The following is a 19,163-nucleotide window of genomic DNA, read 5'->3' as shown; positions in this document are numbered from 1 at the left end:
ACGCGCCGTTCGGGCCGCTTTCTCAGGCCGCCATGCTGCCGGTCGCGCGGCGGACGGGCAGGCGGGCCTCGTCCAGCACGCCGACCTGGTCGGCGCAGGCCGCCTCGGCGGCGTCGCGGGTGGCCAGCAGCACGGTCGTCCCGGCGGCGGCCAGGGTGCGCAGCACCGTCCAGATGGCGCACCGGTCGGCCTCGTCGAGGCCCGAGGTGGGCTCGTCCAGCAGCAGCACGTCGGACCGGCCGACCAGGGCGAGCGCCAGGTCGAGCCGCCGCCGCTGGCCCGCCGTCAGCCGCTCGAACGGGACGTCGGCCGCGCCGGTGAGGCCGACCAGGCGCAGCGCCTCGTCCCGGTCCAGCGGGTCGCAGGTCCAGCGGCGCCAGGTGTCGACGATCTCGCGCGGGGTCAGGCCGGGGAACAGGCCGCCGTCGGACCACACGGCGGCCACCGGGGCGTCCCGGGCGCTCTCGTAGGGGTCGGCCCCCCGGACCCGGACGCGCCCCGACATCGGCCGCCGCAGGCCCGCGACGGCCTCCAGCAGCGTGGTCTTGCCCGAGCCGTGGCGGCCGAGCACCGCGTACACCCGCCCCGCGGCGACGGCGAACGAGACCTCGCGCAGCACCTCGGTCCCGCCGCAGCGGACGGTCAGGCCGGTCACCTCGATCACATTCCCGTTCATGCCCTCCATGCTGGCCGCCGGGCGTTCCCGCGGGCAGTCACAGGCGTCAGGAACCGGGGGTGAGATCCGCTGGGCCCACCCGTGACATCCGTCATGCATCGCTCCCCCTCGATCAAGATCATTCTTGATCGAGGCTAGCGACCGCGCCGCCCGCCGGGAGGGGATATGGGCGGGATGTTCGCCACCCGTAAGAACTCGGCGGTCAGTCCCGGACCAGGGCGTCCAGCGTCACCTCGGCGGGGGTCCGCAGGCCCGCCAGCGCCATGGTCAGCTCCAGGTCGGCCTGGAGGCAGCGCAGGACGTGCCGCACGCCCGCCTCGCCGCCGAGCGCCAGCCCGTAGGCGTAGGGGCGCGCGACCAGGACGGCCTTGGCGCCGAGCGCGAGGGCCTTGGCGATGTCGGCGCCGGTGCGGACGCCGCTGTCGAACAGCACGGTGGTCTGGTGGCCGACGGCGTCGGCGACGGGCGGGAGGGCGTCCAAGGAGGCGATCGCCCCGTCGACCTGGCGGCCTCCGTGGTTGGAGACGACGACGCCGTCCATCCCGGCGTCCACGGCGCGGCGCGCGTCGTCGGGGTGCTGGATGCCCTTGAGCACGATCGGGCCGTCCCAGTGCTCGCGCAGGAACGCCAGGTCGTCCCAGGTCAGCGAGGGGTCACCGAAGTTGGCGACCCAGTGCAGCAGGGCCATGTCGCGGTTGGCGGCGGTGACGGGGCCGCCGATCGCCTGCTGGAAGACGGGGTCAGCGAAGTAGTTGGCCACGCCGATGCCGCGCAGGAACGGCAGGTACGCCTGGTCGAGGTCGCGGGGCCGCCACGCGAGCGTGAAGGTGTCGAGCGTCACCACCAGCGCGGTGTACCCGGCGGCCTTCGCGCGCTCCAGGAGGCTGACGGCGAGGTCGCGGTCCTTGGGCCAGTAGAGCTGGTACCAGCGCGGGCCCGCGCCGTTGGCCTCGGCGACCTCCTCCAGGGTGAAGGACGCGGCCGTGCTCAGCACCATCGGCAGGCCCGTCGCGGCCGCCGCGCGCGCCACCGCCAGCTCGCCCTCCGGGTGGAAGATCGACTGCACGCCGATCGGGGCGAGCAGCACCGGCGCGGGCATCGGGGTGCCGAGGATCTCCACCGACAGGTCGCGCTCGGAGACGTCGCGCAACATCCTGGGCACGATCCGCCAGCGGTCGAAGGCCGTCCGGTTGGCCCGCGCGGTCGACTCGCTGCCCGCCGAACCGGCCACGTAGCCGAACGCCTGGGCCGACAACCGCCGCTCGGCCAGGGCCTCCAGCCTGGTCAGGTCGGTGGGCAGCTCGGGCAGGACGTCGCCCAGGCCCTTCAGGTAGATCTCGTTCTGGAAGTCGGCCAAAGCGCTCATACGACCCTCCTGAAGCGGCGCGCCGCACCGTACGGTGCGATTCTGTCCCTGGGACGGGACACAATGTTCCACATGGCACGACGCGGATCCCAAGCCCCTCCCCCGCCGCCGGACTTCGAAGAGAACATCGTCGACGTCGATGTCTCCGAGGAGATGCGCGGCAGTTTCCTTGAGTACGCCTACTCGGTGATCTACCAGCGGGCCCTGCCGGACGCGCGCGACGGGCTGAAGCCCGTGCAGCGCCGCATCCTGTACTCGATGAACGAGATGGGGCTGCGCCCCGACCGCGGGCACGTCAAGTGCGCCCGCGTGGTCGGCGAGGTGATGGGCAAGCTGCACCCGCACGGCGACAGCGCCATCTACGACGCGATGGTGCGCATGGCCCAGCCCTGGGCGATGCGGATGCCGCTGGTCGACGGGCACGGCAACTTCGGCTCGCTCGGCGGCGACGACATGCCCGCCGCCATGCGGTACACCGAGGCGCGGCTGTCGCGCGAGGCGATGCAGCTGGTGGCCTCCATCGACGAGGACACCGTCGACTTCCGGCCCAACTACGACGGCCAGGAGAACGAGCCGGAGGTGCTGCCGGCGGCCTTCCCGAACCTGCTGGTCAACGGCGCGTCCGGCATCGCGGTCGGCATGGCCACCAACATGGCGCCGCACAACCTCGGCGAGGTCGTGGCGGCGGCCCGGCACCTGATCGACCACCCCGACGCCACCCTCGACGACCTGATGCGCTTCGTGCCGGGTCCCGACCTGCCCACCGGCGGCAAGATCGTCGGCCTGGACGGCATCCGCGACGCCTACGAGAAGGGCCGCGGCACCTTCCGCACCCGCGCCACCACCACCATCGAGAACGTCACCCCGCGCCGCAAGGGCATCGTGGTGTCGGAGCTGCCGTACGCGGTGGGCCCCGAGCGCGTCAAGGCCAAGATCAAGGAACTGGTCAACGCCAAGCGGCTCAACGGCATCGCCGACCTGAAGGACCTGACCGACCGCAACGTCGGCCTGCGCCTGGTCATCGAGGTCAAGAACGGCTTCAACCCCGAGGCGGTGTTGTCGGAGCTGTACCGGCTCACCCCCATGGAGGAGTCGTTCGGCATCAACAACGTGACGCTGGTCGACGGCCAGCCCCGCACGCTGGGCCTGCGCGAGCTGCTCCAGGTCTACGTCGACCACCGCATCGACGTCGTGCGCCGCCGCTCGATGTTCCGCCGCGCCAAGCGCGAGGCCCGCCTCCACCTGGTGGACGGCCTGCTGGTGGCGCTGCTCAACATCGACGAGGTCATCCAGGTCATCCGCGAGAGCGACGACTCGGCGCAGGCCAAGCAGCGCCTGATGGACGTCTTCGACCTGTCCGACATCCAGTCGCAGTACATCCTGGACACCCCGCTGCGCCGCCTGACCCGCTTCGACCGCCTGGAGCTGGAGAAGGAGAAGGAGCAGCTCGCCAAGGAGATCGCGGCGCTGACCGCGATCCTGGAGTCGGAGCGCAAGCTGCGCGGCGTGGTGTCGCGCGAGCTGCGCGACGTGGCCAAGGAGTTCGACACCCCGCGCCGCACGGTGCTGCTGGAGTCGTCGGGCCACGCCAAGGCGGCCCCGGCCGTCGACCTGGAGATCCCCGACGTCCCGCTGCTGGTGCTGCTGTCCTCCACGGGCCTGCTGGCGCAGACCGGGTCGGCCGACCCGCTGCCCACCCAAGGCGGGCGCTCCTCGCACGACGTGCTGACCTCGGTGGTGCCGACGACGGCGCGCGGCCAGGTCGGCGCGGTCACCTCGGCGGGCCGGATGATCCGCATCAACGTGGTCGACCTGCCCACTCTGCCACCGAGCGCCTCACCTCCTTCCCTGGCCGGCGGTGCGCCGGTCACCGAATACGTGGACCTGGAACCCGGCGAGACCGTGGTCGGCCTCGGCGCGGTGACCGACACCGGCGCGGGTCTCGCGCTGGGCACCGAGCAGGGCGTGGTGAAGCGGGTGGTGCCCGACTTCCCCGCCAACCGCGACGAGTTCGAGGTGATCGCCCTCAAGGACGGCGACCGCGTCGTCGGCACCGCCCACCTGGAGACCGAGGAGCAACACCTGGTCTTCATCACCGACGACACCCAGCTGCTGCACTACAAGGCCGCCAACGTGCGCCCGCAGGGCCGCCAGGCGGGCGGCATGGCGGGCATCAAGCTGGGCGCGGGCGCGAAGGTGATCTGGTTCGGCGCGATCGACCCGTCCCGCGAGGGCCGCGTGGTGACGGTGTCGGGCTCCTCCACGGCCCTGCCCGGCACCCAGAACGGCGCCCTCAAGATCGCCGACTTCGCCGACTACCCGGCCAAGGGCCGCGCGACCGGCGGCGTGCGCTCGCACCGCTTCCTGAAGGGCGAGGACGTGCTGCTGTTCGCGTGGGCGGGCCAGACGCCGATCAAGGCGTCCACGCTGAACGGCAAGCCGATCGCGCTGCCCGAGGAACTGGGCCGCCGCGACGGCTCCGGCGAACCCCTGACCAAGCCGATCACCGCCGTGGGCGGCCCCCTGGGCGCGGTGGGCGCCGAGGAAACGACCCCGGCCGACGACTAGCACCCCCGGTGGCCGTCCCACCGCCGCCAGCGGCGGGACGGCCACCGGCACGCTCAGTCCCCGGACGGCGGCCCGGGTTCTCGAAGCAGATTCTTGATCTCGGTCATGCCCCACAACACCTTGCCGAGCACATCCTCAACGCCGGTCAAGCGTTCCTCCACACCGGTCAGCCGTCCCTCGACACCGGTCAGCCGTCCTTCGACGCTGGTGGTGCGCTCTTCGAGGCCGATCAGGCGGCGGTTGGTGTCGGCGTGGTTCTGGTTGAGGGCCAGCAGCAGATCGTGCTGGGCGTCCAGTCGGGCGGTGAGGGTCATGCCACCGCGTCCCTCCGTCAGGCCCACGAAGTTTTCGAGGGCGTACAGACGTGCCTTGATCTCGCTGTTCCGCAACACCATGGTAGGTAGTCCCTCTCGTGATCGTGGTGCCTCGCGCGGCACCGGGATTCCAGGATGCGGTCAGATGGTCACGCGCCGCATCCACTTACGGGGGTTGTGGATAACTCTCCGGCGGGGCCTGTCAGCGGGCGTCCAGATCCTCGTTGCAGCGGACGATCACTTCGGCCACCTCGGTGACTTCCTCCAGGGAGTAGCGGACGGTTCCGGCGCACGGCGTCGTCAAGAAGATCCCGCGCGGCCGCGCCCAGACGGTGATCTCGGCTCGCACCGACACCACGGCCATGTCCCATCCCTCGCAACGGGTCAGCGGGCCGAGTCCGCGCGTTGCAAGCGAGGACTCCAACTCGCGTGCGGTCTGCCGTGCGTCTCGCGCCGGACTCTGAACGCCGTCGTTCCACGGGATCGGCAGGCTGAAGTAGGTGACCTTGCCGGGGAGCGGCGCGGCTCCGAGCCACGAGCGGCTGCGGTGCACGCCCCACCGTCCGCCGTGCTCGGCCGTGAGCGCGTTGACGATCTCGAAGCCGCGCCCGCTCTCGGCACCCGGCCTCAGCCGCAGTGGCCCACATGGCCCCCAGGCGATGCCGGCCGACGCCAGGGTGTAGCCGAGCACCCTGACCCGATCGCCATCTTCCAGTTTCCGAAATGCAAGCAACGGCCATCAGTCCCGGTAAAACCATTAACCTGCTGGAACACCTGCTCAACCAGCAGTACGAGGGGGTTCCAGTGATTAGCCAATCTTCAGATCGACTTACCTTTCTCAAGAGTTCTTACAGCGATGGCGGTAACGGCTGCGTCGAAGTGGGCGGACACCGGGAACGGCGCGTTGTGCGTGACTCCAAAGACCCGGAGGGGCCGGTCTTCTCGCTCAGTCGGGCCGCTTGGTCGGGCCTCATCGACCAGGTCAAGGGTGGTGGGCTCGATCTTCGGTGACCGGGCCTTCCGGGCGTAGGACTGCGGCGGCCCGCCGGGACGTGAGTTCCGGCGGGCCGCTGTTGGGTCAGTGTTGGGGAGTGGAGACCGTCTCTTCGGTGGGAGCCTTCTCTGTCGCCGGGCGGGGTTGGCGGGTGGGGAGGCCCAGGGTGATCAGGGCCGCTACCAGGGCCACGCCGCAGCCGATCAGCATTCCCGTCCGGAAGCCGTTCTCCGACGGCAGTGTGTGGCCGCCCATCGTCACCGTCATCTGCGACAGCACCACGCCCACCACCGCGGCCGAGACCGAGGTGCCCACCGAGCGCATCAGCGTGTTGAAGCTGTTCGCGGCGGCCGTCTCCGACGGGGGTACCGCGCTCATGATCAGGGCGGGCATCGCGCCGTAGGCGAACGCGACGCCGGTGCCGCAGATGAAGGTGATCAGCATCAGGCCCCAGGTCGAGCCCAGCAGCGCCAGCGAGGAGCCGTAGCCCGCCGCGATGATCAGAGCGCCGACGCCCAGCGTCACCTTCGGGCCGCGCGCGGCCGACAACTTCGCGCCCACCGGTGAGATCGCCATCATCATCAGCCCGCCCGGCAACATCCACAGGCCCGCCGCCATCATCGACTGGCCGAGGCCGTAGCCGGTCGCCTTCGGCAGCTGGAGCAGCTGCGGGACGATCAGCGACTGGGCGTACATCGCGAAGCCCACCACGATCGACGCCAGGTTCGTCAGCAGCACCTGGCGACGTGCGGTCACGCGCAGGTCCACCAGCGGGTCGGAGTGCCGCAGTTCCCACCAGCCCCAGACGAGGAGCACCACGGCCGCGGCCGCCAGCAGGCCCAGCGTCGTCGCGCTGCTCCAGCCCCAGTCGGCGCCCTTCGACACGCCCAGCAGCAGGCACACCAGGCCGGTGCCCAGACCCAGCGCGCCGATCACGTCGAAGCCGCCTCTGCTCTGCACCGGCGTGGCGGGCACCAGCCGCCAGATCAGCACGGAGATCAGCGCGCTCAGGACCGCCGCGCCCCAGAACAGCACCCGCCAGCTCAGGTGCTCGGCCACCGCCGCCGACAGCGGCAGGCCGAGCGCGCCGCCGATGCCCATCGACGCGCTCATCAGCGCGATCGACGAGCCCAGCTTCTCGGCCGGGACCAGGTCGCGCAGCGCGCTGATGCCCAGCGGCACCAGGCCCATGCCCACGCCCTGCAGGCCGCGTCCGACGATCATCGGGATCAGCGAGGACGCCACCGCGCACAGGAGCGAGCCCGCGATCAGCGGCACCGTGCACGCCAGCAACATCCGGCGCTTGCCGTACAGGTCGCCGAGCCGCCCGCTCACCGGCGTCGCCACCGCCGCGGCCAGCAGCGTGGCGGTCACCACCCACGTGGCGTTGGAGGCGCTGGTGTCCAGCAGCCGGGGCAGCTCGCCGATCAGCGGCACCACCAGCGTCTGCATCAGCGCCGCGACGATGCCGGCGACCGCCAGCACCGTCACGATCCCGCCGGACCGCGCCGCGGGGGTCGCTTCGTCCACGTCGTGTCTCCCGTTCGTCGTTTCAAGACCTGTGCACCATACACATCATGTGCTCTTTGCATAAGGTGTGCGTCATGCACATCGTGGGGCGTGGGAGAATCGCCGCAGGCGGAAAGGAGGCAGCGTGGACGATCCCGCCCACCGGATCGAGTACGAGTCGATGCTGCTCGGCAGGCACAGCCATCTGATCGCCTCGGCCCCCGAGAGCAGGGACGGCCGCCTGGAGCGCAGCGCCTACATCCTGCTCAGCCGGGTCCGTGTCGAGGGCCCCATGTCGATCCGGCAGCTCAGCGAAGCGTTCGCCCTGGATCCTTCTACGCTGAACCGCCAGACCGCCGCGCTCACCCGCGTCGGCCTCCTGGAGCGCATCCCCGATCCCGACGGTGGCATCGCCCGCAAGTTCCGCATCACCGAGGAGGGCGGGCACCGCCTCGACGAGCACCGCGACGAGGTCGTCCGCGGTCTGGACAAGGTGCTGGCCGACTGGCCCGAGGAGGACGCGGCGGAGTTCGCCGCCTACCTCAAGCGCTTCAACACCGACATCGAGCGCCTCACCGGCCGTCCCTGGCCTCGGCCCTGAGACGGCAAAGGGGTGCTCGGTCGCCGCGCGACCGAACACCCCGCACCGATCAGCCGCAGTGCTCCCAGCCGGACGCCCAGCTGATGCCCTGCGCCGAGCCGCCCCACGAGATACACGTGTTCGCGGCGCTGAGCCGCACCGGGCCCGCGTAGAACTTGTAGAACCCGGCGTCGGGGTCCGTCTTGAGGTCGCTCTTGCGCTGGATGTGCACCCGCAGGTCGTAGGTCCTGGTCCCGTTCGGGCTCCGCACCCAGGTGACGGCGCAGTTGCTCGACCCGTTGTAGAACAGGTAGATGTCGGCCACCGAGCCGAGGGCGTGCCGGTCGATCTGGTAGTAGCCGCTGCCGCAGGCCCCGCTCGGCGTCGTGGCCGCCTCGGCGGGAGCGGTCACGGTCACCGTTCCCGCGACCATGCCCAGAGCGCTGAGCGCGAGGGCCGCCGTCCGCTGTGACGTGCGCATGGGTCTCCGTTTCGTACGTCTCTGCCCCGATCTGCCGCAGGCACGGTAGCAGCGACCAAGATCATTTCGCTATGGGCCGCCTCAGTTCGTGCGGGTGTTCGGCAGGTGGTCGCCCACGTAGCCGACCCAGATCTTGCCCGTCGCGCCCGACGAGTCGTCGTGGAAGTGGATGCGCGGGGCCGGGACGCCGACGCGGCGCAGCTTGATGTGCGCCGGCATGTACTGGTGGCCCTTCGGGTTCACCGACTCGGGGACCGGGAACACGCGCGGGCGGCTCAGCTTCTCGCGGCCGGTCACGGTCGCCGACTCCTTCAGGGAGACCACGGTCGTGGGGATGACGCGGCGGCCGCCGGTGTCGTCACGGCACCACTCGTAGAAGCCGCCCTGGAATGCGCCCGACGAGCGGGCCTCGGCGAAGTCGTTGAGGGCCTGGAGCGCGTCCCACGCCTTGGCCGCCCAGCCCGCGCACTGGCCGGGGTAGCCGAGGTCCAACTCGGCGGCGGTGTCGAAGGTGTCGCCGATCTCGACGTAGGGCAGGTTGTCCTGCGCGTGGTAGAGGGCGTCCACCAGGTGCGTCGGCTCGAATAGGTCGATGGCGGTGTCGGGGAACGCCTGGCGTGTCTCGGCCAGCCGGGCTTCCAGACGGCGGACCCGTTCGGCCAGGCGGCGAGCCTGGCGGGCCGACTCCTCCAGCTCCAGTTCCAGCGTGGTGTTGTGGTTGCGCTGGCGTTCCAGCTCCCGTTCGAGCCGGTCGGACTCGGTCTCGGCCTCGCGGCCCGCGTGGCTGGCCGCGTCCAGCGCCTTGCCGACGGCTCCCATGTGGGTGGCCATCGTGCGCATCTGGCTGAGCAGCTCGTCGCGGCCCGCGAACTGGCCCGCCGCCAGGTCGAGGGCCGCCATCAGCTCGTCGCGGAGGCGGTCGGCCACGATGTCGGCTACCGAGGCGGCCAGTTCCTCGACGTTGACGGAGGGAGCCGGAGCCGGAACGGGGGCAGGGGCGGGAGCCGGGGGCGGAGCGTCGATCTCCGGTTCGGGTTCGGGTTCGGGTGTCGGTTCCGGTTCTGGGACGGGCTCCGGTTCCGAGGGCGGGGGCGGCGGTTCCGGGTCGCGTTGTTGCGGTGCCGGGTTCGCCGCCACCATCGCCATCAACGCCTGGCGCAGCTCCTCGCTCCGCTTCGTCTCCTGCGACAGCGCCGGGCTCGGCACCGCCGCCAGCGCCTCCGGCGGTTCCACGCCCGTCAGGATGCGGGCCGTCGTGCGCAGCGCCGACCGCACGTCGTCGGGCAGCCGCTTGTGCGCGGTCTCCCCCATCACGTGGTCGGCCAGCGCGTCCAGGGCCCGCATCCCCCGGTCGCGGACCGTGGAGCCGCCGGTCACCCGGTGCCGCATCGGGTAGCTCTCCTGGGCCAGGTCCAGGTTCGGCAGGTAGGTGCGCACTCCCCCGCCGTAGACGGCCAGGTCGTCGCCCACGGTGGCGTTGAAGCGGTCCTGCGCGGGCAGGTCGGCCAGCCACGCGACCGACGCCGCGCCCGCCACGGCGGCGGCCAGGTGCTCGGCGCGGGCGCGGGCCTGCGGGTCGACCGCCACCACGATCACCGGGACGCGCCGGTTGCGGTGGGTCAGCTCCGGCAGGAAGTAGGCGACGCCGTCCTCGTCCAGCTCGGCGGCGGTGTCGGGCAGGTGCACGCCGCCGTCGGTGATGCGGCCGGTGCGCAGGTAGGCGGGCACGAAGCCGGGCGCGTACGCATCGCCGTGCCGCTCGCCGGTCTGCTCGACGGTGACCACCGCCCAGCCGTGCGGGCCCGCGCCGGTCTCGCCGTAGGTGACGCGGGTGCGCAGCCCCCCGGCCTCGGCCACGAACCGGCCGCAGCCCCGCTCGGTCTCCAGCAGGACGGCGACGCCCTCCTGCTGGTGCTCGACGCGGCGCTCGGCGGGCAGCGCCGGGAACCCGCGCCCGGCCAGCCAAGCGGTGAACGCTCGGTGCAGCCGTCCGCCGAGGTCGGGGCCCGGGTCACGCAGCAGGGACTGGTAAAGCCTGTTGATGGCGTTCGCTCCGCAAAGGTCCTTCTGGCGGCGTTTCCCAGCATCCTAGAGGGGACGGCGCGGCTCGGCGGGGCGATCCGGCCTTTAACGGCCATGACCTGGGCCGTCACTGCTCGATGTCGTCGGGCCCCCAGTGCGCCTCCATCCGGCTGATCTTCCCGTCCGCGTCGAAGGTCATCACGTCGATGGCGCGGATGCGCAGGTTCATCCCCGGCACCTCGACGGTGAACGCCATCGCCGCGCGGTCGCCGTGCGAGCCGCGGATCGGGGTGTCCAGGGTGAGCCGGGTCCCGGCCGCGACGGCGTTGGCGTAGAACTCGTCGATCGCCGGGCGGCCCTGGACGGGCGGGTGCCCGACCGGGTCCACCACCACCGCGTCGGCGGCGAACAGGTCGGCGAGCGCGGCGGCGTCGCCCTTGGCGAAGCCGTCGACATAGCGCTGGAGGGTCTGCTTCATGTGGTCCTGGGAGGGCATGGTCGTCCAATCTAGCAAGCGCATGGTTGGTTGACGAGGCGCGACAATGGGGCGCATGGCGATCGCATCGTTCATGGTCCCGCTCGGCACGCCCGCGCCCGGCCTCTCGTTGCCGGACCTCGACGGAAGGACGGTCTCACTCGACTCTCTGGCCGGTTCCCCGGCCCTGCTGGTGGTCTTCCTCTCCAATCACTGCCCCTACGTGCGCCGGATCGAGACCACGATCGGCGCGGTGACCAAGGAGTACGCCGAACGCGGCCTGACCACCGTCGGCGTGGGCAGCAACGACGTCGCGCGCTACCCCGACGACGGTCCCGAGCACCTCGCCGAGCAGGCCGCCCGCGCGTCGTTCGGCTTCCCCTACCTGGTGGACGAGGACCAGCGGGTCGCGCTGGCCTACAAGGCGGCCTGCACGCCCGACTTCTTCCTGTTCGACGCCGAGCGGCGGCTCGCCTACCGGGGCGAGTTCGACGGAGCCCGGCCGCGCAACGACGTCCCGGCGGACGGCTCGTCCCTCCGGGCGGCCCTGGACCGGGTGCTGGCCGGTGAGCCGGTGCCCGAGCCGCACGTGCCGAGCCTCGGTTGCGGGATCAAGTGGCGGCCCGGCAACGAGCCGGGCTGACGATCAGTCCTCCTCGTAGGTGACGCGGACCCGTTCGCCGAGCGGGAGCGACTGGCAGGCCAGCACCCACCCGTCCGCAAGGTCGGCCTCGTCCAGGATCTCGTTGGCGAGCATCTTCACCTCTCCTTCCACGACGCGGCAGGCGCACGCGCTGCACGCGCCCTCCCGGCAGGAGAACGGCGCGTCCAGCCCGGCGGCCAGCAGCACGTCCAGCAGCCGGGCCTCGGCGGGCCAGTCGTGCTCGCTGACCGCACCGTCCAGATCCACCTGGATGCGGGCGACGGTCTCCCCGGTGACGGGGGCGGGCGCGGCGAACGGGTCCTCCGCGAGGGAGCGGAACCGCTCGGTGTGGACGCGGGCCACGCCGAGCCCGGTGAGCGCGGCCGTGGCCGCGTCCATGAACCCCGCCGGGCCGCACACGAACGCCTCGGCGAACTCACCGTCCAGCCCGGTCAGCAGGCCGGTCAGCGCGGCCTCGGCGGGTAGGCCCTGCACGCTCTCCAGCCAGTGCACCACCGTGAGGCGGCCGGGATGGGCGGCGGCCAGCTCGCGCAGGGCGACGGCGAAGATCACCGAGGTCTCGTCGCGGTTGGCGTACACCAGCGTGACGCGGCCGGTCCCGGCCAGCAGCGCCGACGTCAGGATCGACATCACCGGCGTGATGCCGCTGCCCGCCGCGAGCAGCAGCAGATCGGTGTCCAGGGCGCGCGGCGTGAAGGTCCCGGCGGGCGGCAGCGTCTCCAGGACCGTCCCGGCGGTCACGTTGTCGCAGATCCAGTTGGAGGCGCGGCCGCCGGGCACCCGCTTGACGGTCACCTTGAGCCGCCCGCCGTCGTGCGGCGAGCTGGCCAGCGAGTAGCAGCGGGCCGCGCCGCCCGGCAGCCGCAGCGTGAGGAACTGGCCGGGCCGGTAGGGCAGCTCGGCCGGGGTGGCGTCGAAGACCAGCGAGTGCGCGTCGGGCGTCTCGCGGATCACCTCGGCCACCGTCAGGGCGCGGGGCTCAGACATCGGCCGGGACCTCCAGCGACCCGTCGCGCACGGCCTGCTCGATGGACGCGCGCAGCGCCGCGCAGTGCGGGATGAGGGCGGTCGCGCGCCCGGCCGCCACCCGCGGGGCGAACTCCGCGCAGGCGGCGGCCGCGCCGGTCGGCCACTGGACGCTGGTGTGCGGCAGGCTGCGCTTCTCCACCAGGACCCGCACGCCGCAGGCCCGGCAGTCGACCGGCCGCACCTCAGCCCGCCCGCATCGACTTGGGGATCATCGAGTAGGAGATCCCGGCCTCGACGTTGGCCGCCACCTCCTGTTCCCACACCTGGACGGCGCGGGCGGTGTCGATCTCGAACTCGAACCGGTCGGTCATCTCCGGCGCGACCTCGGCGGCGTCCACGTAGAACTGCTCGTACCAGCGGCGGAGCTGGTAGACGGGCCCGTCCTGGTCGCACAGCAGCGGGTTGTCGATCGGGGCCTTGCTCTTCCAGATCTCGACGTCCTGCATGAAGCCGAGGCCCACGCCCTCGGCGACCTGCGCGGCCATGGCGTCGGCGGTCGCGTCGTCCATGCCGGGGAACTTCTTGACGATGACGCCCCACTGGAGCATGAAGGCGTTCCGGCCGATCGGGTAGTGGCAGTTGATCAGCACGGTCTCGACCGTGGTGCCCTCGGCCTCGTTCCACAGGTAGTCGATCATGTAGGACGGGCCGTGGTAGGCCGCCTCGGAGCGCTGGGCGATCTTCTGGTTCTCGGTGCCGGGCACGAAGCCGAGGTAGGCGTCGTCGCGGGAGACGCCCTCGTAGTACTGGGTGGCGACGTGGCCCTCGAAGACGTTCTTGAAGTAGGTCGGCAGCGCGTAGTGGATGTAGAAGAAGTGCGCCATGTCCACGACGTTGTCGACGATCTCGCGGCAGTGCGAGCCGTCGACCCGCATCGTGTTCCAGGTCCAGTTGCTCCACTCGGGCGACCCGGCCCCGGCGATCTCGGGGATCGTGACGCCTTCGGGCGGCGGGTTGCCCTCGGGGTCGTTCCACACGTAGAGCTGCTGGTTGCGCTCCAGGGTGGGCCAGGCCAGGGTGCGCGCGCCGCGCGGGACGCGCTTGGCGTAGGGGATGCCCGCGCACTTGCCGTCGCCGCCCCAGCGCCAGTCGTGGAACGGGCAGGCGATCGCGTCGCCCTTGACGGTGCCCTGGGTGAGGTCGCCGCCCATGTGGGGGCAGTAGCCGTTGAGGACGCTGAGGCCGCCGCCCTCGCCCTGGAACACGACGAGCTTGGTGCCGAACGCCTCCACGGCGTGCGGCTTGCCGTCCTTGTAGGTGTCGGCGAGGCCCAGGCAGTGCCAGCCTCGGGCGAACCGCTCCGGCGGCGGGGCCGCCTCGATCACTCGGTGGTTCATCGTTTCCCTCCAGTGGCGTCGGCGAGCAGGTGGGTGACGGCGGCGTAGCCGAAGGTCATGGACGGGCCGAGGGTCGCGCCGGGCCCGGGGTAGGTCTCGCCCATCACCGAGGCCGAGCAGTTGCCGGTGGCGTACAGACCGGTGATGGCGGTGCCGTCCGCGCGCAGCACGCGCGCGTCGGGGTCGGTGACCAGGCCGCCCTTGGTGCCGAGGTCGCCGGGGACGACGCGCACGGCGTAGAACGGGCCCTTGGCCAGCGGCAGCAGGTTGGGGTTGGGCAGGGTCGGGTCGCCGTAGTAGTTGTCGTAGGCGCTGTCGCCGCGGCCGAAGTCGGCGTCGCGGCCCTCTTCGGCGAAGCGGTTGAACCGCTCGACGGTCTTGGCGAGCCGGTCGGCGGGCACGCCGATCTGCTCGGCCAGCTCGGCGACGGTGGAGCCGACGCGCAGGGTGCCGCCCTCGCGCCACTTCTTCGGGAAGGGCTGGCCCGGGAACAGCCCGGCGACGATGTAACGGTTCTTGGCCCGCTTGTCCACGATGAGCCAGGAGTTCATGGCGGGCTCGCCGTGGGCGTACATGCGGTCCACGAACTCGTGGTACGGCAACGACTCGTTCAGGTAGCGCTGCCCGTCGCCGTCCACGATCATCATGCCGGGCACGGCCCGGTCGGCGACCAGGAAGAACGGCTTGTCGTCGGGGCGCGGGACCGACGGCGCGCCCCAGACCTTGTCCATCAGATCCAGTCCGGCACCGGCCTTGATCCCCGCCTCCAGGACGTCGCCGACCTGGCCCTCGGAGGAGTGCGACCACTCGGCGCGGGTCGGCTTGGGCAGGTACTTCTCGCGCAACTTCTGGTTGAGGGAGAAGCCGCCCGCCGCCAGGACGACGCCGCGCCGGGCCCGGACGGTCACCTCGCGGCCCTTGTGCCGGACGCGGACGCCGGTGACCGCGCCGTCCTCGATCACCAGGTCCCGGAACGGGGAGTCGAGCCACAGGTGCCCGCCCGCGTCGGCCAGCGACAACCGCAGCCGCGCGACCAGCGCCTCGCCCAGCGACAGCGGCTTGCGCCCGGTGAGCAGGGCGCGCACGCCGCGCAGCCCGACGCGCATCGCGGTGGTCTTGCCGCGCCACGTCCGGGTGATCATGTTGATCTTGCCGAACTCGTAGCCGGTCATCGTCATGCCGTAGGTGGGCAGCCCGGCGCGGCGCATCCGGGCGAACTCCGGGCCGAGCAGCTTGCCGTCGACGATGGCGGGCTCGACCGAGCGGCCGGTCGGACGGCCGCCGGGCGCCTCGGGGTAGTAGTCGGAGTAGCCCTTCGCCCAGGTGAAGCGCATCCAGCGGGTGCCGTCGCGCAGGAACCGCATCATCTCCGGGCCGCGCGTCAGGTACGCCTCCTTGCGCTCGGCGGGGACGCGGTCGCCGACGGTGGCCTCCAGGTAGGCGCGGGCGTCCTCGGCGGTGTCGCGGACCCCGGCCTCCTCCAGGAAGACGTTGCGCGGGATCCACACCCCGCCGCCCGACAGCGCCGTCGAGCCGCCGAACACCCCGGCCTTCTCCACCACCAGCGCCGACAGGCCGTGCAGCCCGGCGGTGGTCGCGGCGGTGAGCCCGCCGGCGCCGGAGCCGACCACCACCACGTCGTACTCGTGATCCCAGTCCATGGCTCTCCTCAGGTGAAGACCCCGTCGGCGTAGGCGCCGCGGAAGTACAGCAGGGGCGGGTGGTCGCGGTGGTCGCGCAGGTCGCGGACCGCGCCGATCACCACGTGGTGGTCGCCCGCCTCGTGGACGTCGTCGATCAGGCAGTCCACGACGGCCAGCGCGCCGTCCAGGTGGGCGGTGCCGTGCACCGAGCGGCTCCAGGCGGTCCCGGCGAACTTGTCGCCGCCGGGGACGGCGAACGCGCGGCACTCGTCGCGCTGGTCGGCGGCCAGGATGTTGACCGCGAACCGGCCGGTGGCGCGGATGCGCGGCCAGCTCGTGGACGTCTTGGCGACGCAGAACAGCACCAGCGGCGGGTCCAGCGAGAGCGAGGCGAACGACTGGCAGGCGAAACCGGCCGGGCCGTCGTCGGCCAGCGAGGTCACCACCGTGATGCCGGAGGCGAACCGGCCCAGCACGTCGCGGAAGGTGCGGGACAGGTCGGCCGGGTCGCGGTCGCCGGTCACGCGCTCCACTGGTGCCCCCAGTAGGCGTCCTCGGTGATCTCCTTAGCGGACCAGGTGGCGTCGTCCACCAGGATCGCGTCGAAGCCGTACTCGACCATGAACCCGCCGGGGGTGGCGGCGTAGAACGACACCATCTTGTCGTTGGTGTGGCGGCCCAGGGACTGGAGGATCGGCATCCCGGCCTTGGTGAACCGGTCGATGCCGCGGCCCACGTCGTCCAGGGTCTCCAGCTCCAGCATGAAGTGCACGATGGCGGCGGGGGCGTTGGCCTCGCACAGGCCGAGGCTGTGGTGGCGGGGGTTGCAGCCGAGGAAGCGGACGAAGTTCAGGCCGTCCTCGGGAGTGCCGCCCATGGCCGCGGCCGGGAAGCGGATCGAGTCGCGGTGCCGGAAGCCCAGCAGCTCGGTGTAGAAGTCGTAGGAGGCGTCGATGTCGCCCGCGGTGACGACGACGTGGCCGAGGCCGAGCGGTCCGGTGATGAAGCGCTCGCCGTGCGGGGTGACGACGGGGCTGTGGTCCAGGGCCGGGCCGTAGTACAGCTCCAGGTGGTTGCCGTGCGGGTCGTCGACGTGGGCGAGTTCCTCGACGCGGCGGTCGGCGGCCTCTTCGGCGGTGCCGGGCTTGACGGCGTGGCCGGCGTTCTCCAGGCGTTCGACCGTGGCGCGGAACGCGGCGCGACTGGCGATCTCCCAGCCGATCGCGAGCAGCCGGTCGGTCTCTCCGGGCAGGAAGGCGAAGCGGTGGGCGTGCTCGTCCATCCGGAAGTAGAGCGCGTCCTCGCGGGGGCCGGAGGTCTCGGCCAGGCCGAGGACCTCGCCGCCGAAGGAGCGCCACTGGTCGAGCTTGGCGGTCTCGAAGCGCAGGTAGCCGAGGGAGTGGATCATCGGGCGTCCTTCAGGAAGTCGAGGGTGAGGCGGTTGAACTCGTCGAACTGCTCCAGCTGCGCCCAGTGGCCGCAGTGCGGGAACACGTGCAGGCGGGCGTTGGGGATGGTCTTGAGCGCGACCAGCGCGCCGTCCAGGGGGTTGGCGCGGTCCTCGCGGCCCCAGGTCAGCAGCGTCTGGTGCCGGATGCGGTACGCCTGGCTCCACAACATCGAGTCGGCGACCATGTCCGGGTCGGCGAAGGTGGCGGCCATGGCGGCGTTGCCGCGCCGGGACTCGGGGTCGATCGCCTGCGCGAACCGCTCCTCGATCAGCTCGTCGGTGACCAGCGACTGGTCCACCACCAGCGTGCGCAGGAACGCGGTCAGGCGCTCGCGGGTCGGCTCGGCCGAGGCGGAGAACTCGAACAGCCGCTTGATGCCCTCGGTGGGGTCGGCGGAGAAGACGTTGAGGCTGACGCCGCCGGGGCCCATCAGGACCAGGCGGTCCACGCGGTCGGGGTGGTCGATGGCCATGCGGGCGGCGGTGCCGCCGCCGAGGGAGTTGCCGACGAGGTGCGCCTTAGCGATGCCCAGGCCGTCCAGCAGCGCCACGACCGCGTCGGCGGAGGCGGTGAAGAACTGCTTGCTGAAGCGCTCGGGCTTGTCGGACGCGCCGTAGCCGGGCTGATCCACCAGCAGCGTGCGGAAGTGCTCGGCGAACACCGGCAGGTTGGGGCCGAAGTTGCTCCAGCCGGACGCGCCGGGGCCGCCGCCGTGCAGCATGACGACGACCGGAGCATCGGCAGGGCCCGCCTCGTTGTAGTGCAGGGTCAGCTCGCCCGCCTTGCCGGTGCGCGAGGTGCTCTCGTAGGTGAGGGCCATCAGATCATCACGTCCTGGACGTCCAGGCCGAGCGCGCCCTTGCCGTACAGCTCCAGCGCGCGCTCGGGGTCGTTGGCGGCGTGGACGCGCCCGGAGTGGGCGTCGCGCCACAACCGCTGCACGGCGTTGCCGTTCTTCAGCGCGCGGCCGCCCGCGTTCTCGAACAGCAGGTCCACCGCGCGGATGGCGCGCTGGGTGGCCAGCACCTGGTCGCGGCGGGTGCGCAGGCGCAACTTCAGCGGGAACTCCGCGCCCGCCTTCGCGCACTCCATCAGCTCGGCGATGTTGCGCTCCATCAGCAGCCAGGCGGCGTCGATGTCGCTGGCGGCGGTGGCGATGCGGACCTGGGCGTGCGGGTCCTCGGCCACCTTCTGGCCGCCGTAGGAGGCGCGGATGCGCTCGCGGGTGGCCTTGATGTAGGCGTCCATCGCGCCCTGCGCCATGCCGACGATGGGGCTGGAGATCGTGGTGGTGAACACCGCCGCGAACGGCAGCTTGTACAGCGGCGCGGTGTTGACCTCGTGGCCGGGGCAGTCGCAGACCGAGGTGCGCGCCCAGCTCAGCATGCGGTGCTCGGGGACGAAGGCGTCCTCCACGACGATGTCGTTGCTGCCGGTGCCGCGCAGGCCGACGGTGTCCCACACGTCGTCGACGCGGTAGTCGGCGCGGGGCAGGACGAAGGTCCCGGCGTCCACGATCTGGCCGTCCGCGCCGGGCACCAGGCCGCCGAGGAAGGCCCAGTCGGCGTGGTCGCAGCCGGAGGAGAAGTTCCAGCGGCCGTTGATCCGGTAGCCGCCCTCGACCTTGGTGACCTGGCCGGTCGGCGCGTAGGAGGAGGAGATCCGGGCGTCGGGGTTCTGCCCCCACACCTCGTCCTGCGCCTGGACGGGGAACAGGCCCATCTGCCAGGGGTGCACGCCCAGCACGGAGGCGACCCAGGCGGTGGAGCCGCAGGCCGCGCCGATCTCGCGGACGGCGGTGTAGAAGGCGACCGGGTCGGCCTCCAGGCCCCCGTAGCGGGCGGGCTGGAGCATCCGGAACAGGCCGGTCTCGGTCAGCTCGCGAATGGTGGCGTCGGGGATGCGCCGCGCCTGCTCGGCCTCGTCGGCGCGCTCCCGGATGACCGGGACGAGGTCGCGGACGGCCTCGACAACCTTGTCGCTCATGCTCGCTCCTTGGGGTGGCGCCGGGACGGCCCGGGTCGGCCGGCCGGGAGGGCCGGGCGTGAGCCAGG

Annotated in this window: 20 protein-coding genes; 4 read left to right on the top strand and 16 right to left on the bottom strand. The window is 71.9% G+C overall.

Going from position 1 to position 19,163, the window contains the following annotated elements; genetic code table 11:
• Positions 1–22: 22 nt before the first annotated feature.
• Entirely contained in the window at positions 23–676 is a 654-nt protein-coding gene (locus tag AH6_RS22525) for an ABC transporter ATP-binding protein (protein ID WP_067483019.1), read from the bottom strand.
• 202 nt (positions 677–878) lie between these two features.
• Complete coding sequence (locus tag AH6_RS22520; protein ID WP_067483017.1) at positions 879–2,042, bottom strand: lactate 2-monooxygenase; 1,164 nt, start codon at positions 2,040–2,042, stop codon at positions 879–881.
• Between the two features lie 72 nt (positions 2,043–2,114).
• On the opposite strand from AH6_RS22520, the gene AH6_RS22515 reads away from it, so the two are divergent.
• Positions 2,115–4,610, top strand: coding sequence for a DNA gyrase/topoisomerase IV subunit A (locus AH6_RS22515; protein WP_067483095.1), 2,496 nt, complete (start codon positions 2,115–2,117; stop codon positions 4,608–4,610).
• A gap of 53 nt (positions 4,611–4,663) precedes the next feature.
• On the opposite strand, the gene AH6_RS22510 is transcribed toward AH6_RS22515, so the two are convergent.
• On the bottom strand, positions 4,664–5,005 hold the full coding sequence (locus tag AH6_RS22510; RefSeq protein WP_067483015.1) for a hypothetical protein: 342 nt from the start codon (positions 5,003–5,005) through the stop codon (positions 4,664–4,666).
• 121 nt (positions 5,006–5,126) lie between these two features.
• Positions 5,127–5,615, bottom strand: a complete 489-nt coding sequence (locus AH6_RS22505; RefSeq protein WP_067483013.1) for a hypothetical protein — start codon at positions 5,613–5,615, stop codon at positions 5,127–5,129.
• A gap of 32 nt (positions 5,616–5,647) precedes the next feature.
• On the opposite strand from AH6_RS22505, the gene AH6_RS42635 reads away from it, so the two are divergent.
• Entirely contained in the window at positions 5,648–5,935 is a 288-nt protein-coding gene (locus AH6_RS42635; protein WP_083983342.1) for a DUF397 domain-containing protein, read from the top strand.
• Between the two features lie 67 nt (positions 5,936–6,002).
• Here AH6_RS42635 and AH6_RS22500 read toward each other — a convergent pair whose 3' ends face one another.
• Positions 6,003–7,448: an MFS transporter gene (locus tag AH6_RS22500; protein WP_067483011.1), complete on the bottom strand. Its 1,446-nt coding sequence runs from the start codon at positions 7,446–7,448 to the stop codon at positions 6,003–6,005.
• Between the two features lie 124 nt (positions 7,449–7,572).
• On the opposite strand from AH6_RS22500, the gene AH6_RS22495 reads away from it, so the two are divergent.
• Positions 7,573–8,028 (top strand): MarR family winged helix-turn-helix transcriptional regulator, encoded by a 456-nt coding sequence (locus AH6_RS22495; protein WP_245679419.1) that lies wholly within the window; start codon positions 7,573–7,575, stop codon positions 8,026–8,028.
• A gap of 49 nt (positions 8,029–8,077) precedes the next feature.
• Here the strand turns inward: AH6_RS22495 and AH6_RS22490 are convergent, their stop codons facing one another.
• From AH6_RS22490 to AH6_RS22480, 3 genes are all read right to left on the bottom strand, one after another.
• The gene (locus tag AH6_RS22490) at positions 8,078–8,488 is read right to left on the bottom strand and encodes a hypothetical protein (protein ID WP_067483010.1); all 411 of its coding nucleotides are present in this window, start codon (positions 8,486–8,488) and stop codon (positions 8,078–8,080) included.
• A gap of 81 nt (positions 8,489–8,569) precedes the next feature.
• Positions 8,570–10,345: a hypothetical protein gene (locus AH6_RS22485; protein ID WP_067483008.1), complete on the bottom strand. Its 1,776-nt coding sequence runs from the start codon at positions 10,343–10,345 to the stop codon at positions 8,570–8,572.
• A gap of 292 nt (positions 10,346–10,637) precedes the next feature.
• Positions 10,638–11,006, bottom strand: a complete 369-nt coding sequence (locus AH6_RS22480) for a nuclear transport factor 2 family protein (protein ID WP_067483006.1) — start codon at positions 11,004–11,006, stop codon at positions 10,638–10,640.
• A 55-nt stretch (positions 11,007–11,061) separates the two neighbouring features.
• Here AH6_RS22480 and AH6_RS22475 point away from each other — a divergent pair, with 55 nt between their 5' ends.
• Entirely contained in the window at positions 11,062–11,628 is a 567-nt protein-coding gene (locus AH6_RS22475; protein WP_067483091.1) for a thioredoxin family protein, read from the top strand.
• A 3-nt stretch (positions 11,629–11,631) separates the two neighbouring features.
• On the opposite strand, the gene AH6_RS22470 is transcribed toward AH6_RS22475, so the two are convergent.
• Genes AH6_RS22470 through hsaA form a run of 8 tightly spaced genes read right to left on the bottom strand, consistent with a single transcriptional unit; the run spans position 11,632 to position 19,095 of the window.
• Positions 11,632–12,636, bottom strand: a complete 1,005-nt coding sequence (locus AH6_RS22470) for a ferredoxin--NADP reductase (RefSeq protein ID WP_067483004.1) — start codon at positions 12,634–12,636, stop codon at positions 11,632–11,634.
• Positions 12,629–12,859, bottom strand: coding sequence for a hypothetical protein (locus AH6_RS22465; RefSeq protein ID WP_067483002.1), 231 nt, complete (start codon positions 12,857–12,859; stop codon positions 12,629–12,631). The genes AH6_RS22470 and AH6_RS22465 overlap by 8 nt, the downstream gene beginning before the upstream one ends.
• A 1-nt stretch (position 12,860) precedes the next feature.
• Positions 12,861–14,015: a 3-ketosteroid-9-alpha-monooxygenase, oxygenase component gene (locus AH6_RS22460; RefSeq protein ID WP_067483001.1), complete on the bottom strand. Its 1,155-nt coding sequence runs from the start codon at positions 14,013–14,015 to the stop codon at positions 12,861–12,863.
• Positions 14,012–15,676, bottom strand: a complete 1,665-nt coding sequence (locus AH6_RS22455; RefSeq protein WP_067482999.1) for an FAD-dependent oxidoreductase — start codon at positions 15,674–15,676, stop codon at positions 14,012–14,014. Before AH6_RS22455 ends, AH6_RS22460 begins: the two co-directional genes overlap by 4 nt.
• A gap of 8 nt (positions 15,677–15,684) precedes the next feature.
• Entirely contained in the window at positions 15,685–16,182 is a 498-nt protein-coding gene (locus AH6_RS22450; RefSeq protein WP_245679418.1) for a flavin reductase family protein, read from the bottom strand.
• Positions 16,179–17,066 (bottom strand): VOC family protein, encoded by an 888-nt coding sequence (locus AH6_RS22445; RefSeq protein ID WP_067482995.1) that lies wholly within the window; start codon positions 17,064–17,066, stop codon positions 16,179–16,181. Before AH6_RS22445 ends, AH6_RS22450 begins: the two co-directional genes overlap by 4 nt.
• The gene (gene hsaD, locus AH6_RS22440; RefSeq protein WP_067482993.1) at positions 17,063–17,929 is read right to left on the bottom strand and encodes a 4,5:9,10-diseco-3-hydroxy-5,9,17-trioxoandrosta-1(10),2-diene-4-oate hydrolase; all 867 of its coding nucleotides are present in this window, start codon (positions 17,927–17,929) and stop codon (positions 17,063–17,065) included. Before hsaD ends, AH6_RS22445 begins: the two co-directional genes overlap by 4 nt.
• A complete protein-coding gene (hsaA, locus tag AH6_RS22435) occupies positions 17,929–19,095 on the bottom strand; it encodes a 3-hydroxy-9,10-secoandrosta-1,3,5(10)-triene-9,17-dione monooxygenase oxygenase subunit (protein WP_067482991.1) in 1,167 nt (388 codons plus the stop codon). Before hsaA ends, hsaD begins: the two co-directional genes overlap by 1 nt.
• Between the last annotated feature and the right edge of the window lie 68 nt (positions 19,096–19,163).

The organism is Actinomadura hibisca NBRC 15177, assembly GCF_001552635.1.
Taxonomy (GTDB): Bacteria; Actinomycetota; Actinomycetes; order Streptosporangiales; family Streptosporangiaceae; genus Spirillospora; species Spirillospora hibisca.
The sequence above is the reverse complement of the archived record's forward strand: the minus strand, read 5'-3'. Positions and strand labels throughout refer to the sequence as shown.

What these genes read in the sequence shown, in the direction of transcription:
- AH6_RS22525 (WP_067483019.1), bottom strand. Translation starts at nt 676, where the DNA reads ATGAACGGGAATGTGATCGAGGTGACCGGCCTGACCGTCCGCTGCGGC.
- AH6_RS22520 (WP_067483017.1), bottom strand. Translation starts at nt 2,042, where the DNA reads ATGAGCGCTTTGGCCGACTTCCAGAACGAGATCTACCTGAAGGGCCTG.
- AH6_RS22515 (WP_067483095.1), top strand. Translation starts at nt 2,115, where the DNA reads ATGGCACGACGCGGATCCCAAGCCCCTCCCCCGCCGCCGGACTTCGAA.
- AH6_RS22510 (WP_067483015.1), bottom strand. Translation starts at nt 5,005, where the DNA reads ATGGTGTTGCGGAACAGCGAGATCAAGGCACGTCTGTACGCCCTCGAA.
- AH6_RS42635 (WP_083983342.1), top strand. Translation starts at nt 5,648, where the DNA reads ATGCAAGCAACGGCCATCAGTCCCGGTAAAACCATTAACCTGCTGGAA.
- AH6_RS22490 (WP_067483010.1), bottom strand. Translation starts at nt 8,488, where the DNA reads ATGCGCACGTCACAGCGGACGGCGGCCCTCGCGCTCAGCGCTCTGGGC.
- AH6_RS22480 (WP_067483006.1), bottom strand. Translation starts at nt 11,006, where the DNA reads ATGCCCTCCCAGGACCACATGAAGCAGACCCTCCAGCGCTATGTCGAC.
- AH6_RS22475 (WP_067483091.1), top strand. Translation starts at nt 11,062, where the DNA reads ATGGCGATCGCATCGTTCATGGTCCCGCTCGGCACGCCCGCGCCCGGC.
- AH6_RS22470 (WP_067483004.1), bottom strand. Translation starts at nt 12,636, where the DNA reads ATGTCTGAGCCCCGCGCCCTGACGGTGGCCGAGGTGATCCGCGAGACG.
- AH6_RS22460 (WP_067483001.1), bottom strand. Translation starts at nt 14,015, where the DNA reads ATGAACCACCGAGTGATCGAGGCGGCCCCGCCGCCGGAGCGGTTCGCC.
- AH6_RS22455 (WP_067482999.1), bottom strand. Translation starts at nt 15,676, where the DNA reads ATGGACTGGGATCACGAGTACGACGTGGTGGTGGTCGGCTCCGGCGCC.
- AH6_RS22445 (WP_067482995.1), bottom strand. Translation starts at nt 17,066, where the DNA reads ATGATCCACTCCCTCGGCTACCTGCGCTTCGAGACCGCCAAGCTCGAC.
- hsaD (WP_067482993.1), bottom strand. Translation starts at nt 17,929, where the DNA reads ATGGCCCTCACCTACGAGAGCACCTCGCGCACCGGCAAGGCGGGCGAG.
- hsaA (WP_067482991.1), bottom strand. Translation starts at nt 19,095, where the DNA reads ATGAGCGACAAGGTTGTCGAGGCCGTCCGCGACCTCGTCCCGGTCATC.